Source organism: Flavobacterium myungsuense (assembly GCF_042677265.1).
GTDB classification, from domain to species: domain Bacteria; phylum Bacteroidota; class Bacteroidia; order Flavobacteriales; family Flavobacteriaceae; genus Flavobacterium; species Flavobacterium myungsuense.
In genome coordinates, this window is record NZ_JBHTIZ010000023.1 from 170,591 (window position 1) to 187,661 (window position 17,071).

General features: G+C 32.9%; 21 protein-coding genes. All 21 read left to right on the plus strand.

Going from position 1 to position 17,071, the window contains the following annotated elements; all coding sequences use genetic code 11:
* Positions 1–9: 9 nt before the first annotated feature.
* Positions 10–450 carry a hypothetical protein gene (locus ACFQ0S_RS09190; RefSeq protein WP_379755822.1) on the plus strand — a complete coding sequence of 147 codons (441 nt, stop codon included), beginning with the start codon at positions 10–12 and terminating at the stop codon, positions 448–450.
* Positions 451–460: 10 nt separating this feature from the next.
* Entirely contained in the window at positions 461–1,288 is an 828-nt protein-coding gene (locus ACFQ0S_RS09195; protein WP_379755819.1) for an NAD(P)H-hydrate dehydratase, read from the plus strand.
* Between the two features lie 37 nt (positions 1,289–1,325).
* Entirely contained in the window at positions 1,326–3,785 is a 2,460-nt protein-coding gene (gene ppsA, locus ACFQ0S_RS09200) for a phosphoenolpyruvate synthase (protein WP_379755816.1), read from the plus strand.
* On the plus strand, positions 3,763–4,050 hold the full coding sequence (locus ACFQ0S_RS09205) for an SDR family NAD(P)-dependent oxidoreductase (protein WP_379819085.1): 288 nt from the start codon (positions 3,763–3,765) through the stop codon (positions 4,048–4,050). The genes ppsA and ACFQ0S_RS09205 overlap by 23 nt, the downstream gene beginning before the upstream one ends.
* Positions 4,041–4,460 (plus strand): SDR family oxidoreductase, encoded by a 420-nt coding sequence (locus ACFQ0S_RS09210; protein ID WP_379819086.1) that lies wholly within the window; start codon positions 4,041–4,043, stop codon positions 4,458–4,460. Before ACFQ0S_RS09205 ends, ACFQ0S_RS09210 begins: the two co-directional genes overlap by 10 nt.
* Before the next feature lie 31 nt (positions 4,461–4,491).
* A complete protein-coding gene (locus ACFQ0S_RS09215) occupies positions 4,492–4,950 on the plus strand; it encodes an OsmC family protein (protein WP_379755810.1) in 459 nt (152 codons plus the stop codon).
* 56 nt (positions 4,951–5,006) lie between these two features.
* On the plus strand, positions 5,007–6,734 hold the full coding sequence (gene acsA, locus ACFQ0S_RS09220) for an acetate--CoA ligase (RefSeq protein ID WP_379755807.1): 1,728 nt from the start codon (positions 5,007–5,009) through the stop codon (positions 6,732–6,734).
* 29 nt (positions 6,735–6,763) lie between these two features.
* The gene (locus ACFQ0S_RS09225; protein WP_379755804.1) at positions 6,764–8,284 is read left to right on the plus strand and encodes a trypsin-like peptidase domain-containing protein; all 1,521 of its coding nucleotides are present in this window, start codon (positions 6,764–6,766) and stop codon (positions 8,282–8,284) included.
* A gap of 6 nt (positions 8,285–8,290) precedes the next feature.
* Positions 8,291–9,286 (plus strand): pyruvate dehydrogenase (acetyl-transferring) E1 component subunit alpha, encoded by a 996-nt coding sequence (gene pdhA, locus ACFQ0S_RS09230; RefSeq protein ID WP_379755801.1) that lies wholly within the window; start codon positions 8,291–8,293, stop codon positions 9,284–9,286.
* An 11-nt stretch (positions 9,287–9,297) separates the two neighbouring features.
* Complete coding sequence (locus ACFQ0S_RS09235; RefSeq protein ID WP_379755798.1) at positions 9,298–9,555, plus strand: zinc ribbon domain-containing protein; 258 nt, start codon at positions 9,298–9,300, stop codon at positions 9,553–9,555.
* Positions 9,556–9,576: 21 nt separating this feature from the next.
* On the plus strand, positions 9,577–10,575 hold the full coding sequence (locus ACFQ0S_RS09240) for an alpha-ketoacid dehydrogenase subunit beta (RefSeq protein ID WP_379755795.1): 999 nt from the start codon (positions 9,577–9,579) through the stop codon (positions 10,573–10,575).
* A complete protein-coding gene (locus ACFQ0S_RS09245; RefSeq protein ID WP_379755792.1) occupies positions 10,568–11,716 on the plus strand; it encodes a dihydrolipoamide acetyltransferase family protein in 1,149 nt (382 codons plus the stop codon). The genes ACFQ0S_RS09240 and ACFQ0S_RS09245 overlap by 8 nt, the downstream gene beginning before the upstream one ends.
* On the plus strand, positions 11,713–11,982 hold the full coding sequence (locus ACFQ0S_RS09250) for an acyl carrier protein (protein WP_379755789.1): 270 nt from the start codon (positions 11,713–11,715) through the stop codon (positions 11,980–11,982). Before ACFQ0S_RS09245 ends, ACFQ0S_RS09250 begins: the two co-directional genes overlap by 4 nt.
* On the plus strand, positions 11,979–12,572 hold the full coding sequence (locus ACFQ0S_RS09255; protein WP_379755786.1) for a nitroreductase: 594 nt from the start codon (positions 11,979–11,981) through the stop codon (positions 12,570–12,572). The genes ACFQ0S_RS09250 and ACFQ0S_RS09255 overlap by 4 nt, the downstream gene beginning before the upstream one ends.
* Before the next feature lie 554 nt (positions 12,573–13,126).
* Positions 13,127–13,354, plus strand: coding sequence for a YtxH domain-containing protein (locus tag ACFQ0S_RS09260; protein ID WP_379755783.1), 228 nt, complete (start codon positions 13,127–13,129; stop codon positions 13,352–13,354).
* A 163-nt stretch (positions 13,355–13,517) separates the two neighbouring features.
* Positions 13,518–13,889 carry a hypothetical protein gene (locus ACFQ0S_RS09265; RefSeq protein WP_379755780.1) on the plus strand — a complete coding sequence of 124 codons (372 nt, stop codon included), beginning with the start codon at positions 13,518–13,520 and terminating at the stop codon, positions 13,887–13,889.
* A gap of 4 nt (positions 13,890–13,893) precedes the next feature.
* Entirely contained in the window at positions 13,894–14,178 is a 285-nt protein-coding gene (locus ACFQ0S_RS09270) for a hypothetical protein (protein WP_379819087.1), read from the plus strand.
* A gap of 7 nt (positions 14,179–14,185) precedes the next feature.
* Positions 14,186–14,488, plus strand: a complete 303-nt coding sequence (gene trxA / locus ACFQ0S_RS09275) for a thioredoxin (RefSeq protein ID WP_379755774.1) — start codon at positions 14,186–14,188, stop codon at positions 14,486–14,488.
* Between the two features lie 47 nt (positions 14,489–14,535).
* Positions 14,536–15,525: a hypothetical protein gene (locus tag ACFQ0S_RS09280; RefSeq protein WP_379755772.1), complete on the plus strand. Its 990-nt coding sequence runs from the start codon at positions 14,536–14,538 to the stop codon at positions 15,523–15,525.
* A gap of 87 nt (positions 15,526–15,612) precedes the next feature.
* Positions 15,613–15,924: a hypothetical protein gene (locus ACFQ0S_RS09285; RefSeq protein ID WP_379755769.1), complete on the plus strand. Its 312-nt coding sequence runs from the start codon at positions 15,613–15,615 to the stop codon at positions 15,922–15,924.
* A gap of 43 nt (positions 15,925–15,967) precedes the next feature.
* The gene (locus ACFQ0S_RS09290) at positions 15,968–16,378 is read left to right on the plus strand and encodes a hypothetical protein (protein ID WP_379755766.1); all 411 of its coding nucleotides are present in this window, start codon (positions 15,968–15,970) and stop codon (positions 16,376–16,378) included.
* Positions 16,379–17,071 lie beyond the last annotated feature (693 nt).

Here is a 17,071-nt window from a genome sequence, read left to right on the forward strand (position 1 = left end):
TAAATAGCCATGAAAAAACAAACAGGAGTTTGGATAGATACTTCCAAAGCAATAATTGTAAAATTAGAAAATAAGCAAGAATATATCGTTGAAATTAAATCGGATATAGAAAATCGGGTGCATCACAAGAATATTGGAAATACTGGCACATTTTCAGGAACTCGCCTTAATCAAAATGAAAGTAAGTTTGATAATAAAAAAAAACATCAGACGACATTTTTTTTGAATAATGTCATAGAAAAAATCAAAAACGATGATGAAATATTTGTTTTTGGTCCAGCATTTATAAAAACAAAACTAAAACAGTCCATTGAGAAAGATAAACAGCTTGCTCCAAAATTAAAATTAACAAAAACGTCTGCAGCTTTAACACCAAATCAAGTTGTAGCCAAAGTAAAAGAATTTTATAACTCAAAACAAACAATAGACCCATGTTATAAAAAATATTAATTGAAAAATAATGCTAAAACTCAGTCTATCAATTATAAAATCGATTTTAAAGATACGAAAACCTGACACTAACAAAGGAACATATGGACACGCTTTATTAATAGTAGGGTGTAAAGGAAAAATGGGAGCGGCTGTAGTTTCTGCTCGAGCCTGCCTCCGTTCAGGAGTAGGGTTGTTAACTTTAAGTGTGCCTTCAAAAGAACGAACAATACTTCAAATTTCAATTCCAGAAGCTATGACAATTGACAGAAAAAATAAAGAAATTGATTATCCCTTTTTTTCAGCCATAGGGATTGGTTCAGGATTAGGAATAACCAAAAAAACACAGGATGTATTAATTCAATTATTAGAAGAATATGAGCAACCCTTAGTCATAGATGCCGACGCTCTTAATATAATTTCTTTAAATAAAAATTTATTGAATAAAATTCCGAAGGGAACAATACTTACACCGCATACAAAAGAATTTGATAGGCTTTTTGGTGATCATATTTCTAAAGAAGAACGGATAAAATCAGCGGTAAAAAAAGCTAAGGAAATGAATTGCATAATTGTTTTAAAAGGCCATAAAACAGTAATTACTAACGGAACTGAATCTTTTCAAAATTCTACGGGAAATTCCGGATTAGCAAAGGGCGGCTCTGGAGATGCCTTAACGGGAATGATTACCGCTTTTTTGGCTTCAAAATATACTCCTTTTGAAAGTGCAAAATTGGGCGTTTATCTTCATGGACTTGCCGCTGATTATACCCTAGAAAATCAAAGTATGGAAAGCATGCTCATCACCGATGTTATAGAAAATATAGGCTATTCCTTTAAATCTTGTTTAAGGAACTAATAAATTACTATTAATTTTTAAAAAAAATAAATGAGAAATGAAAAATTTAAACCACATTCTATTCTTTAACCAAATTAGTATAAACGATATTTCAAAAGTGGGTGGTAAAAATGCCTCACTTGGAGAAATGTACAACCAGTTTAATCCACAAGGAATAAACATTCCGAATGGTTTTGCTCTAACTGCTGACTCCTATCGTTTATTTCGACTCACGAATAATATTGAAAAACCACTTAATGAAGCATTAGCATCGTTAGATAAAACTAATTATCATAACCTAGCAGAAGTTGGTAAAGCCGCTAGATTCTTAATAATGAAAGGTGTTTTTCCACAAGAAATCATTGAAGAAATTAGTCAGGCATACGAGCAACTTTCTAAAGATAGTGGGGTTGATAATATAAATGTGGCCGTCAGAAGTAGTGCTACATCAGAGGACTTACCATCAGCAAGTTTCGCGGGTCAAATGGAATCCTTTTTAAACATAAATGGGAAAAAACAATTGTTTGAGGCGATAAAAAGATGTTACGCTTCTTTATTTACAAACCGAGCCATAAAATATCGATACGACATGGGCTTTGAAAATAAAGATATTGCAATTTCCGTTGGTATTCAGCAAATGGTACGAAGTGATAAAGCATCCTCTGGAATTGTTTTTACGATTGATCCTGACACGGGTTTTAATAATGCTATCGTAATAAACAGTTGTTGGGGATTGGGTGAAAATATTGTAAAAGGTACTGTTACGCCAGATGAATGGATTGTATTCAAACCTACTTTATTCGATACTAATATAAATCCAATTTTAAAAAAACATTGCGGAAGAAAAGAATATACAATGCTGTATGTTGAAAATTCCAGAGGTGCATCAGCTAAAAAAACAACCACAAATATTGTAACCTATCATAAAAAACAAAATGAATTTTCTTTAACCAACGACGAAGTTATTCATCTCGCACAATGTTGTTACAAAATTGAACAGCATTATAAAAAAGCTATGGATATTGAATGGGCAAAAGATGGATTGAATAATCAATTATACATTGTTCAAGCCAGACCAGAAACCGTTCATGGAAAAGTAAAAAAACAAGTAAGAAAGATTTTTACACTTAAAGAAAAAGGGAAATTGCTTGCCAAAGGAATCGCACTAGGCGATCAAATTACTTCTGGAAAAGCCCGAATAATTAATCATCCCAAAGATGGTTATCAATTGCAACAAGGAGAAATTCTCGTTACGGATGTTACTAATCCTGATTGGGATCCCATAATGAAAAAAGCATCGGCAATCATTACCAATAAAGGAGGACGAACAAGTCATGCTGCCATTGTAGCTCGTGAACTAGGTGTTATTGCTATTGTAGGAAGTGGCAACGCTACCGAAACAATAAAAACAGGTCAGGAAATAACTGTTTCTTGTGCTCAAGGCAAAGAAGGTAATGTTTATGAAGGATTATTGAAATGGGAAATTAAAGAACAGGATTTTAGTCAGTTACAAATGCCAAATACAAATCCTATGCTCATTTTAGCAGACCCAGAAAGAGCCTTTGAACTTAGCCAATATCCAAATCAAGGTGTGGGTTTAATGCGAATAGAATTTGCTATATCAAATACCATCAAAATTCATCCTCTCGCCTTAATTGAACCTGAAAAAGTGACTGATAGAGATCTATTTTATGAAATAGAATCATTAACCAAAGGATATCATGATGGCAAAAAATATTTTGTAGATAAATTGGCAGAAGCAGTATCTATGGTTGCGGCAGCTTTTTATCCAAAGGATGTAATAGTGAGAATGAGTGATTTTAAAAGTAATGAATATGCTAACCTCATTGGTGGAAAATATTTTGAACCCAGCGAAGAGAATCCAATGATTGGCTTTCGAGGAGCTTCCCGATATTACAGCGATTTTTACCGAAAAGGTTTTGCATTAGAATGCGAAGCCATGAAAAAAGTGAGAAATGAAATGGGAATGACCAATGTAAAATTAATGATTCCTTTTTGCAGAACCGTAGAAGAAGGTGAAAAAGTAATTGCAGAAATGGCCCTTAACGGATTAATTCAAAAAGAGAATGACTTAGAAATATATGTTATGGTTGAGATTCCAAGCAATGTATTATTAGCCGATGAATTTGCCAAACTTTTTGATGGTTTTTCAATAGGTTCCAATGATTTAACGCAATTAACATTAGGTCTTGATAGAGATTCAAATTTAGTCAGCTATTTATTTACGGAGCAAAATCCTGCTGTGATGCAATTAATAAGCAAAACTATTACGGCAGCCAAACGCAATAAAATTAAAGTGGGTCTGTGCGGACAAGCTCCAAGTGATATTCCTGAATTTGCCCAATTTTTGGTAAAAGAAGGAATCAACAGCATCTCTTTTAATCCCGATGCATTAATTAGAGGAATTGAAAATATTTTGAAAGCAGAAAATTTAAAAAAAGAAAAGCATATTAATACCTTAAATCTTTTAAGTTATGGAAGTATCCTTCAAAAATAAAGTAGCGCTTGTAACTGGAGCTTCATCTGGTATTGGAAGAGCAACAGCTATTGCTTTTGCAAGAAAGGGAGCCAAAGTAGTTGTAGTAGATTGGATTGAAAATAATGAAACGGTAAACCTGATTAGGGAATTAGGAAGCGAAGCTATTTTCATCAAATGTGATGTATCCAAAATGGCAGATGTAAAAATGATGATAGAAAAAGCAATAACAGAATTTGGCCAACTAGATTATGCATTCANGATAAAACCATTAATGTGGACTTAAAAGGAACTTGGCTTTGTATGAAATATGAAATACCTGAAATGCTTAAACAAGGCAAAGGAGTTATCATAAATTGTGCTTCAGTAGCCGGACTCGTTGGATTTGAGGGCTTGCCAGCCTATGTAGCCTCCAAGCATGGCGTGGTTGGTTTAACCAAAACAACGGCATTGGAATGTGCCAAACTTGGAATTCGAGTTAATGTAGTTTGCCCTGGTGTAATACAAACGCCTATGATAGACCGCTTAACACACAAAAAGAAAGAAAATATAGAACAATTTCAAGGTCTTGAACCCATTGGAAGGTTTGGTTTACCTGAAGAGATTGCAAATACTGTGGTATGGATGTGTTCTGATGAAGCTTCTTTTGTAACTGGTCATGCTATGGCTGTTGATGGTGGTTTTGTTGCTAAATAAATAATAAACTAAATCCTTAAAACCTAATCTTATGTACACGTATGAAGTAGATTTAAAATGGACAAGCAAATCAAAAGGATTATTAAGTTCACCTGATTTGCAAAATAGTATTGAAGTAGCCATACCTCCTGAATTTCCAGGAGGAATAAAAGGAGTATGGTCGCCAGAACACCTTTTTGTAGCCTCTTTAAACAGTTGTTTGATGACCACTTTTTTAACGATTGCAGGAAATTCCAAACTAGATTTTACAAGTTTTAATTGTAAAGCAATTTGCAATGTTGACCATTTGGAAACCACTTATTTCATAACTGAAGTAATTCTAAAACCAAAGATAGTAATCTCCAACTCTGAAAAACCAGACAGAGCAAAACGAATTATTGAAATGAGTAAAAAAGCATGTATGATTTCAAATGCGGTGAAAGTAAACATTAGTTTAGAACCAGAAATAATCGTAGAGCAGAACATAATTCCTGTAAGCAATTCATACTAAATTTTATTTGAAATTGCTGATTTAGAGTTTTAATTGATTTCTAATATTAAAAAAATATGGTTTCAACTAAAGATAAAATAGAGCACCACCTTTCCAATTATGAAAAAGTAAAATCATCTTTTTTATGGGAAAATGTCGCTAAGGAATTAAGTGGTCTGCCCGAAGGAAGAGGGCTAAACATAGCACATGAAGCAATTGACAAACATGCTCTAACAAACCAAAAAAACAGCATAGCTCTCCGATTTATTCGAAAAGATTCTAATTTTCAAGATTTTACATATTCCGAATTAAAAATACAGACCTCAAAATTTGCCAATGTACTTCAAAATTTAGGCATTCAAAAAGGGGAATGTATTTTTTCTTTGGCAGGAAGGATTCCCGAATTATACATTACCGCCTTAGGGACTTTAAAATATACCGCTGTATTTTGTCCTTTGTATTCTGTTTTTGGACCCGAACCCATTTTTCAAAGGCTCAGTAAAGGCGATGCTGTGGTTTTAGTAACTACTGCGGCTTTATTTGAAAAAAAAGTGAAACCCCTAATCGACCGACTTCCCTACCTTCGATATATAATTCTCACTGATAGCAACAAGCATGCCTCAGACAAAATATTGTCTTTTACCCAACTTATGGAAGAAGCCAAAGATGAATTCAAAATTCCAGAAACCAATCCAGAAGACCCAGCCCTGCTCCATTTTACCAGTGGAACCACTGGTATGCCAAAAGGTGTTTTGCATGTTCATAAAGCAGTTTATACTCATTATATTACGGGAAAATATGTACTCGATTTTCATCAAGAAGATGTCTTTTGGTGCACTGCAGATCCAGGATGGGTCACGGGAACTTCATACGGTATCATTGCGCCATTAGTTCACGGCATTACTTCTATTATTGATGAAGAAGAGTTTGATGCAACCAGATGGTATTCCAATTTGGAGAAACAAAAAGTAACAATTTGGTACACAGCCCCCACTGCCATTAGACGATTAATGAGAATGAACATAAAACCCAAAGAAATTTACAATCTAGAAAAACTTAGGTTAATTCTTAGTGTTGGGGAACCGCTTCATGCGGGAGCAGTTATTTGGGGTCTGGAAAATTTTGGCATACCAATACTTGACAATTGGTGGCAAACCGAAACTGGAGGTATTATGATTGCCAATTATCCATCTATGAATATACAACCCGGATCTATGGGAAAACCATTGCCTGGAATTGAAGTCGCCATTGCTGAGATTACAGACAATCAAATAAAACTAATTACCGAGCCCAATACTCAAGGTCATTTGGTTTTAAAAAAGGGTTTTCCCTCTCTTTTTCGAGGGTATTTACACGATGAAGAGCGGTTTAAAAAATGTTTTATTGGTGACTGGTATTTAAGTGGCGATCTGGCTAAAATGGATTCCGCTGGCTATTTTTGGTTTGTCGGTCGTGCCGATGATATTATCAAAACTTCGGGACATATGGTAGGCCCTTTTGAAGTGGAAAGCACTTTAATGAAATATCCTTCCGTTTCTGAAGTTGCAGTAATTGGAAAACCAGAACCTACAATTGGAGAATTGGTAAAAGCCTTTTTGGTCTTGAAAACAGACATTAATCCCAACGAGGAAACAAAGATGGATATTATGGCTTTTGCCCGAAGAGAAATGGGACCAGCAGTGGCGCCAAAAGAAATTGAATTTGTAGCTACTATTCCCAAAACCAGAAGTGGGAAAATCTTACGGCGATTATTAAAAGCAAGAGAGCTTGGATTGCCTGAAGGTGATTTATCAACGTTAGAATAATTGTTAAATGCTTTTAAATAAAAAAAGTCATGAAAATAGTAAGCAAAATAAACTTCAAACTTCACCGAATTTATTTTTTAGTATTATTGATGCTTGTACAGGGATGTCAAGCTCAGGATAAAAAAAATGAAAAGGATATTGAAAGTATTCAAAAAAGTGCAGTTTCCTCTAACGAAAAAGTTTCCTATACAGGAAACGTAGATTTTAAATTTGCTGCAAAAATTGCAATGCCAGGCGTTGTACATATTAAATGTACTTTCAAAACCCCTTTGAAAGAGTATCAAGACGATCAAAAGGATTTTTTTAATATGCCCGATCCATTAAAGGAATTTTTTAAAGACGATCCTTTCTTTAGACAATTTAGATTTCAAATTCCACATTCTGAGCAATATAATTCTGAACCCTATATTGGTAGTGCTTCTGGCGTAATTCTAACACCTGACGGTTACATAATTACAAACAATCATGTCGTTAAAAATGCTGATGAAATTGAGATTACATTATTTGATGGTCACTCCTACCCTGCAAAAATTATTGGTAATGATCCACAGACTGATCTTGCCTTGCTAAAAATTGATCAAAAGCAACTTTCGTTTATCATGTTTGGAGATAGCGATAAAATTGAGGTGGGAGAATGGGTCGTTGCCGTTGGCAATCCTTTCAATCTAGCTTCTACAGTTACTGTGGGAATTGTTAGTGCGAAAGCTCGTAACATTAATATTTTGAACAATCAAGGTGCTATAGAATCTTTTATACAAACCGACGCTGCTGTAAATCCTGGTAATAGCGGTGGTGCATTGGTAACATTAGAAGGGAAATTAATTGGAATAAACACAGCAATTGCAACACCTACAGGAGTTTATGCTGGCTATGCTTTTGCCATTCCAGTAGACATTGTAAAGAAGGTAGCCAATGATCTTATGAATTTTGGGTCGGTTCAAAGAGGTGTCTTGGGAATCGTTATTCGGGACATGGATAGTGAACTTGCAAAAAAAATTAAAAGTGACCGCGCTAATGGCGTTTATGTAGATAGTGTGACTACAAAAAGTGCTGCAAAAGAAGCAGGAATAAAAGCGAAAGATATCATAATCAGCATTGATAATATTGAAACTCTGACTACCTCAAAATTACAGGAAATCATTATGAGAAAACGGCCTGGTGATAACGTCAAAATTGTAATCCTCAGAAATGGAAATGAACAAAAAGAGCTGATAGCCACACTCAAAAAACCAGATGAAACTTCTAAATTAATACAAATGGGAAGTAAAACTATATTAAAGGATTTAGGGATAGAAATTGTTGTAATTGATAAAGAGGATCAAAAAAAATATAAAGTAAAAAATGGAGTAAAAGTCACAAAACTTTATGACGGAAAACTAAAAAGATTTACCGATATCAGAGAAGGATTTGTAATTACATCGGTAAATAATAAAGCCATTTATTCTATAAAAGATTTTACGGATGCTTTAGAAGATCAAAAAGGAGGTATAATGCTTCAAGGAAAATATGCAGGAGACAATACTTATTATTACTATGCCTTCGGAAAATAAATTAAAATGGAACAATCTACCACCATACATGATAAAATTGACACCAAAAAAGAATTCCTTTTTTTGTACCAAATGATGCTTATAAGACGCTTTGAAGAGAAAGCTGCCGAACAATATACCAAAGCCAAAATTAGAGGTTTTCTACATTTATATATTGGTGAAGAAGCTGTAGCCGTAGGGATAATTCAAGCTTTAAATGACGATGACACTATTTTATGTACCTATCGCGAACATGGTCAAGCATTGGCAAGAGGAATTGATGCCGATGTTATCATGGCCGAAATGTATGGCAAACTAGAAGGCTGCAGTCGTGGTCGTGGTGGTTCTATGCATTTATTTGATGTGTCAAAAAAATTCTATGGCGGTAATGCCATTGTAGCTTCTCATCTCCCAATAGCGGTTGGAATGGCTCTTGCCTCAAAAAAAATGAGTACAAATAAAATTACCTGTTGCTTTTTTGGAGAAGGTGCTGCTGCCGAAGGGGAATTTCACGAAGCAATGAATTTGGCGTCACTTTGGAAAGTCCCCGTATTATTTGTCTGTGAAAATAATTTATATGCTATGGGAACTGCTATAAAATATACCCATTCGGTGACAGAACTCGAAAAAAAAGGAGCTTCGTATGGTGTAGAATCTTCTGCCGTAAATGGAATGAATTTGTTAGAAACAATAAAAGCCGCTAATACGGCTGTAGAAAAGGTACGAACCAGTGGAGCTCCCTATTTATTGGTTTGCAACACCTATCGCTTCAGAGCACATTCGATGTTTGATGCCGAATTGTATCGTGATAAAAAGGAAGTTGAAGAATGGAAAAAAAAGGATCCGATTACTCAGTACCAAGATTATTTATTACAAGAAAAAATCATTACAAAAGTAGAGATTGATGCCTTTGAAAAAAAAATAGAAACTAAAATTCAAAAAGCAGTCGATTTTGCAGAAGCTGGAACTTGGGAATCTTCAACCGAATTAACAAAATTTGTATACAGTGAAACAGTAACCTAAATTATTTAATCATGGAAAATAAAACATTGTGTCAAAGTTGCGGTATGCCACTCGACACCGAAGAAGTAAAAGGAACGGAAAAAAACGGTTCCAAAAATAACGAATATTGCAAATATTGCTATGAAAACGGAGCATTCACAGACCCGAAAATGATTTTGAAGGAAATGCAAAAAAAAGTAAAAAATCAAATGAAAAAATTAGAACATCATGAATACGAAATTCAAAAAGCCATAAACATTTTACCGGCACTAAAACGCTGGAAAAGTTAATAACACTCACATTGTTTTATCATGAAAAATCAAAACCCTACACTATCAATTACCTATAGAGAGGCTTTAAAAAAAGGCCTTCGTGAAGCATTACAAAATGACGAAAATGTATTTCTAATGGGAGAAGATGTGGGGCGATATGGTGGTGCATTTGCCGTTAGCAAAGGATTATTACAGGAATTTGGTGAAGAGCGTATCATGGATGTTCCTCTTTCCGAGTCCGGTTTTGTAGGAGCTGGTATTGGCGCTGCAATTGCTGGAATGAAACCTATAATCGAAGTAATGACCGTCAATTTCAGTTTACTTGCCATGGATCAAATTGTAAACAATGCGGCAACATTACTCCATATGTCTGGCGGACAATTAAATGTTCCTATTGTTATTCGAATGGGTTGCGGTATTGGTCGACAATTAGCGGCACAACATTCTCATAGCTGGGAACCTTTTTATGCACACATTCCGGGATTAACTGTCTTGTCTGTTGGTACCCATGAAGATGCAAGAGGAATGTTAAATGCGTCATTGAAAAGTCCAGATCCCGTTATCATTTTTGAATATACTTCTATGCTCAATATGGAAAAGGAAGTTTTAGAACGTCCCAATACAGTAGATATTACCAAAGCTAAAATACTCAAAGAAGGAAAGGATATTACCATTATCACTTATGGCACTGGAGTATACAAAAGCTTGGAGGCTGCTTCCGAATTAGCCTCAATGGGAATCGATGCCGAGGTTATTGACTTAAGAGTTTTACGTCCTTTGGACGAGATTACCTTTCTTAAATCGGTGTCTAAAACACATCGTGCGATAATTGTAGAAGATGCTTGGAAATCAGTAAGCCTATCTTCCGAAATAAGTGCCCGAATTATGGAAAAAATATTTTACGATTTGGATGCACCAGTTCAACGGTTGTGTGGTGTTGAAGTGCCTATTCCCTACCCTGCCCATCTGGAAGAAGCGAGTGTTCCTCAAAAAAAAGATATTGTAAATGCCATTAAAAAAATGATGCAACATGATTGAATTTCAAATGCCTAGTTTGGGTGCAGATATGGAAGACGGGACTTTGGTCGAATGGAAAAAAAAACCAGGAGACAAAGTAAAACGTGGGGATATTATTGCCGAAGTAGAAACCCAAAAGGGTTTAATAGAAATTGAAGTTTTTGAAGAAGGAACTATTCAAGAGTTATTAATCAAAGAAGGCACAAAAATCCCAGTAGGCAAAGTAATGGCATTAATAAATCCGAGCGAAGTTACTTTAGAGATAAAAGAAGAAAAAACTCCCGAGAGTAAACCTATAGAAATTCAACCTATCGAAGAAAAAATAATAGTAAAAAAAGAGAAAATTAAACAAAAAGCATCTCCTCTGGCACGAAGAATTGCCGAAGAAAACAAAATTGATATTACTACCCTAAAAGGAACTGGACCCGAAGGCGCTATTTCTAAAGAAGATGTGGAATTGGCAATAGCCAATCAACATTCAACAGAAAAAGCAATTTCCCCATCAGATTCAATTCGTTCGGCTGTTGCCGCAGCAATGTCAAAATCAAACAAAGAAATTCCCCATTATTATTTGATAAAAAATATCGATATCACAAAGGCTTTAAATTGGTTAAAAGAAATTAACAGCCATAAACCAGTCAAAAACCGTTTACTCCCTATCGTTTTATTTATAAAAGCCACAGCGAAAGCACTTATTGAGTTTCCGGAATTAAATGCCGTTTGGGAAAATGGCATTATCCAAAAAAAGGAAATCAATATCGGACTCGTTGTCTCCCTTAAAACAGGTGGCATTGTTGTTCCCGCCATACATCAGGTCAATTTAAAAAGCATCGATGAAATCATGGAAATACTCAACGATTTGATTCCGAGAGCGAGAGCCTTAAAATTAAGAAGTTCGGAATTAAGCGATTCCACAATAACCCTTACAAATATTGGAGATAATGGTGCCGATGCTGTTTTTGGAATTATTTATCCACCACAAGTAGGCATTGTTGGCTTTGGAAGCATTACAGAACAACCCATTGCCGAAAACGGAATGATTGGCATCAAATTAAATGTTACAGTAACATTGGCAGGTGATCATCGCGCGACGGATGGTCTAACAGGTAGTAGGTTTTTAGTTGCATTAAACAACCTTTTACAAAATCCAGAATTATTATGACAGAATACGAAATCATACAAATCCTTTTTCAGTTATTGAAACATATTGCTCCTGATACGGAACCGTCAGAGTTGAAACCTGATGAAAATATTAGAGAAACCCTCAATATCGATTCCTTTGATACACTTCAATTTATAGTTGCAATAAATGATACACTAGGAATAGAAATCCCAGAAAGTGATTATGGAAAAATTACAACACTAAATTCATTAACCAAGTATTTAGTAGAAAAAAGTAATGCAAAACTAAAAATCAAAGAATCATGAATGATACACTAAAAACTATATTCGAAAGAAGAGCCGTACGAAAATATAAAGAGAAAGCCGTTAGCAAGGAAATCATCGAGCAATTATTGGATGCCGGAAGAATGGCTCCCTCTGCTATGAATAGACAGCCCTGGAAATTCTATGTTGTCACTTCAAAAGAAGATATTGAATTATTTTCTAAGGAAATCGCCAAAGTAGGCTTAAAAACTATTCCAAAAATAGGATTAAAAGAAGCGGTAAAAACTGTTATTTCTGGGATAACTCACCTCTCTCATGGCATTGATTTTCTGACTTCTAAAGATCCTGTTTTTCATGGAGCTCCCTTAGTAATTTTTATAACGGCACCAAAAGAAAACGAATGGGCCGCACTTGATATTGGTATGTGTTCGCAAAACATAATGCTCGCTGCCAGATCTTTAGGATTAGAGACTTGTCCTATTGGTTTTGGAAAATTTATTGCAAAAACAAAAAGTTATTCCAAACTAAATGTATCCCCTGCAGATAAAGTGCAACTTGCCATTAGTATTGGATATGGTGATGAAAAGCCCGAAGCACACAAAAGAAATAAGGACAATGTTTTCTATATATAATCTATTAGGAAAATTTCATTTAATTTTCTGTTAGTAGATTCGGAAATGTAATAATTAACCTAAAAAATACTATAATGAAAAGAATATTTGGTTACTACTGATTTTTCAAAAAGGAAATGCTTATTGCAATTCAATTGCTATAGGTGACTGTATTTCATTATAACTATGAAGTACATTTAAACAAAATAAGGAAACTTATCGCAGAACATGAATCAGATGGTGTTGCTTTTTTATATTAGAAAACTTAATCCGGTTTTACCTCTAAGAAAACATTTGCAGGCAGATATCGAAAAAATAGAATTCACATATTTGTTATGTTTACTAGACAAAATCAAAATTGGTTTAATCGATTGCTTTTATTAAGCAAATCTGTTGAAATGGAATTTTATATAAAAAATCCATGCTTGTTAAAAAAAAACACTACCTAAAGAAAAAAATGTTCTTACAATATGTAAATGATATAAATAAAATTGAAAATTATATAAATAAATTATAAAGAATCATAATGAAATTTGTAGTGTAATTTATATTATTAATCATTAAAATAAAATATCATGGAATCAGGTAAAGTTATACTAGGAGTAGTAAGCGGTATAGCCGTAGGAGCAGTATTAGGCGTTTTGTTTGCCCCAGAAAAAGGGTCAAAAACAAGAAGAAAAATATTGGAAACAGGCAAAGAATATACTGATAATTTAAAAGAAAAATTTAGTGATTTGTATGAAGATGTTTCTAATAAATATGAAAATTTATTAGAAGACGCTAAAGAATATGTGACCAAATAGGGATGAATCATTATAGGATTTTGTATCATTAAATGAAATTAAATCCTATAATTGTTCTATTTGATATAACCTCTTGGTTTAATGGATTCTAATTTTTTAAACCAACTCTATTTATTAAGTTTTTTGATTAGGAGATATTACCTTTAATCTAGAATAAAAAAAGATGAAAAATTATATAGATGATTTGGAAAAACTTTTCACCCTAGCTGAAAATTATAGTAAAACATCAATTAAACTGTTTAAGTATTCTGCTGTTTATAAATCTGCAAACATTCTTTCATCGCTTTCAGTAAAATTTGTTTTGATTCTTCTATTACTGTTTTTCTTCTTTTTTTTAAATATTGGAATTGCCATCTATTTAGGAGAATATCTTCGTAAAATTTATTATGGATTTTTCGTTGTAGCTGGATTTTATATACTAATAACAATCTTTTTTTTAGTATTTAAAGATGCTTTAATTAAAACCCCGGTGTCTAATTTTATTATTCGTATAACTTTAAATAATAATCACAATGACTCCCATGAAATCGAATAGTGAAATGAAACTTTTATTAGAAAAAATTGCTTTTTATAGAGAAAAAAAGGACTATGAATTGCAATTAATAAAATGGCAATATGAAAATACAAAGCAAAGTTTGCAACCCATAAATCTGCTAAAAATCTCTCTATTGGAAAAAATAATAACAACAAACCCAAAAAATTATTTAATAAGTATTGTAATTGGATTGGCTACTAATTTCTTAAGTAACAAAATAAAATCTAATCCAAGCAATAATCCAATAAAGAATATTGCCACATCCGTTTTAAAATTAATTAATAAATAGGAGTCAAATGGAAAATAAGTTTTATACCCTTATAAATGACGACAAACCTGTCTTAGTTGATTTCTATGCCAATTGGTGCGGTCCTTGTCAGATGCTTTCACCCGTTTTAAAACAAGTTAAGGATAACTTGGGTGAACGGATAACCATATTAAAAATTGATACCGATAAAAATCACGAGTTAGCATCGAAATATAATGTCCGTGGTGTCCCAACAATGATTCTATTCAAAAATGGGAAGCAACTATGGAGACAATCTGGATTGCTAACCAAAGAACAAATCTTAGGAAATATTATAAAGGAATCCAATTAACATTTATTCAAATTGAGCTAAAAATAATATCAATAAATAACAACATTATGAGAAATCACTTTTTATCATTCATATTTGTTTCAATTAGTTTTATTAGTTCAGCACTATTTTCTCAAAATGAAAAAGATCCAGTTGCACTTGGTTTACCGGGTGATAATTTAAATCTTTATGCAGTATTAGATATATTTCAAAAATCGCCAACTTTAGAGGAATTTGAAAAGTCAATTAACAATAAAAATACTAATATTAATAATCTTGATTTAAATAATGATAAGCTGGTAGATTACATAAAAGTAATTGACTATAAAGAAGGAAATAACCATTCCATTGTACTACAAGTTGCCATTGACGCCAAAGAAAATCAAGATGTTGCCGTAATTGAAATCCATAAGGACATGAAAGATAAAATACTGATTCAAATAATTGGAGATGAGGATTTATATGGTAAAAATTATATAGTAGTGCCAACCATTCACAAAGAAGTAATTGGAACCCCAAATCCAGGATACATTGAAGTTGAAAATGAAGTATATTATGTAAATGACTGGCCCATTGTCGTTCATCTATTTTCACCATTATACACGGTCTATTTTTCTCAGTGGTATTGGGGATTTTATCCTACTTATTGGGCTCCATGGGCACCTGTATACTATTACAATTATTGGGGGTATCACCATCATTATTATACAAATCATTATTATCGCAGATTGCCTGATAGAAGTTTTTACAACAATTATTATTATCAAAATTCCAGAAGAAGTACCTCCCAAACTGTAAATCAAAATAGAATTAGCGGCGTTTTTAACGGAACCTATGAAGGACGAGTGTATAGAAAACCAGAAACGCCAAGGACAAGAACTCAAAATGAAGTACCTATAAATAGAAATGTATCCCCATCAACAAGAACTACAGTTCCTTCATCACGTTCGCAAAAAACAAATATTCCGTCAACACGGCAATCAAAATCAAATGTCCCAAACACGAGAACAACGCCTCCAAGTAGTACAGGAAGAAATGAAAACACAAGGAGAAGATAAAAAACACTTTAAATTTAGGTATTGTGATTAAATAAACTAATTAAAATATCAGACCTAGATAAATGATAATAAATAAATTAGAACAAAATGAAAAAGTTAAATATTGCTTCAAAAAAAGCACTGAAAAAACCAAAAAAAATTGCCCAAAAAAAAGAGGCTAAATCAGTTTTACACCCGCAGAATATAGATATTTCTAATCAGTTGCAGAAGGACTCTGAAAATAGTTCTAATGATAAAATATTAATTAAAGCAAGTAAAATGAATAATTTGAAGGACATAAATTTTGATAACGATATTTTAGAAGGCGATTTTGAACTCCCCACAGATATTAGCGATTTTGGAGATGATGCATTTGATAACGAAAATGATTATTACGAAACTCCAATTGATGATTTTTGATAAAAAATAAAACTAAATAATTTATTACTCAAAAAAACATTTAATGACAACGTTTAAAAAAATATTTTTAGATTATAACTTGCAATACATAATTGAAATGAAATTTATTTTACTAATTCTTCTCTTTCTAATGGCGTGTACAAAAGATAAAGATAAATTTCTGCCTACAGTTGCAATCGTTAGTATTACTGACATCACTTCAAGCAGTGCAAAAATTAAAACAAAAGTGGCCGATGAAGGTGGTGGCACAGTTACCGGAACCGGAGCATGTTGGGGAACTACAATTAATCCTAACCTTTCAAATAATGTATCTAATGTAGGAGCAGGACTAGGAGAATTCATCTCCATTCCTACTAAACTTAATTCAAACACAACCTACAATGTTAGAGCTTTTGCCACTAATGAAGTTGGAACTTCCTATAGTAGTAACATGTCATTTACTACATTGAATTGATACTATACATGATTTTTTATTTAGCGATTTAAAGCAATATTTGAACACATAATTGCATAGACTACCCTGCCTCTGGTCCATTAGATATATGCTTTAGATAGTACGCTGAAAATGAATAAAAAAAACTAACTGAAATTAGTGGGTTTAGTATGAACCCAATAAAATATTTATCCGTAAATTATATAACAATTATTGAAAGTTATATAAAACAACTTCTATTTTATATTCTGAATTTTGATAAATTAAGATTAATTATTATAAATCTGATCTTATTTTAATATGGAAACTATCAAAATGAATGAAGTTCTTATAGCACTAGACTGCAATACAAATGATAAAAAATTGCAATTCTTGATAAAAAGCGACAAAAAAATGACGCTTTATAGTACCCTCATTTATCTGCAGATTTGAAAATTATAAAACAAAAACTGCAAATTCGAGATGAACAGTTTATTAAAGAAATTAAGAATTTAGATGTCAATACGGTTCAATAAACTTATGAATTTGAAACGAAATTCACAAAAGAAATACAGAGCCTAAATATCAAATTAAAAAAATTTTTCGCTGTGTTTATTGTGTAAATAAATCCAACAAATAAAGAATTATATATTATTAACCCGTTGGGTGTAATTATTTGAAGTAAAAAATATTGATTAGATATTGCTCAAGATACTGAAATTCAGTATCTTGAAA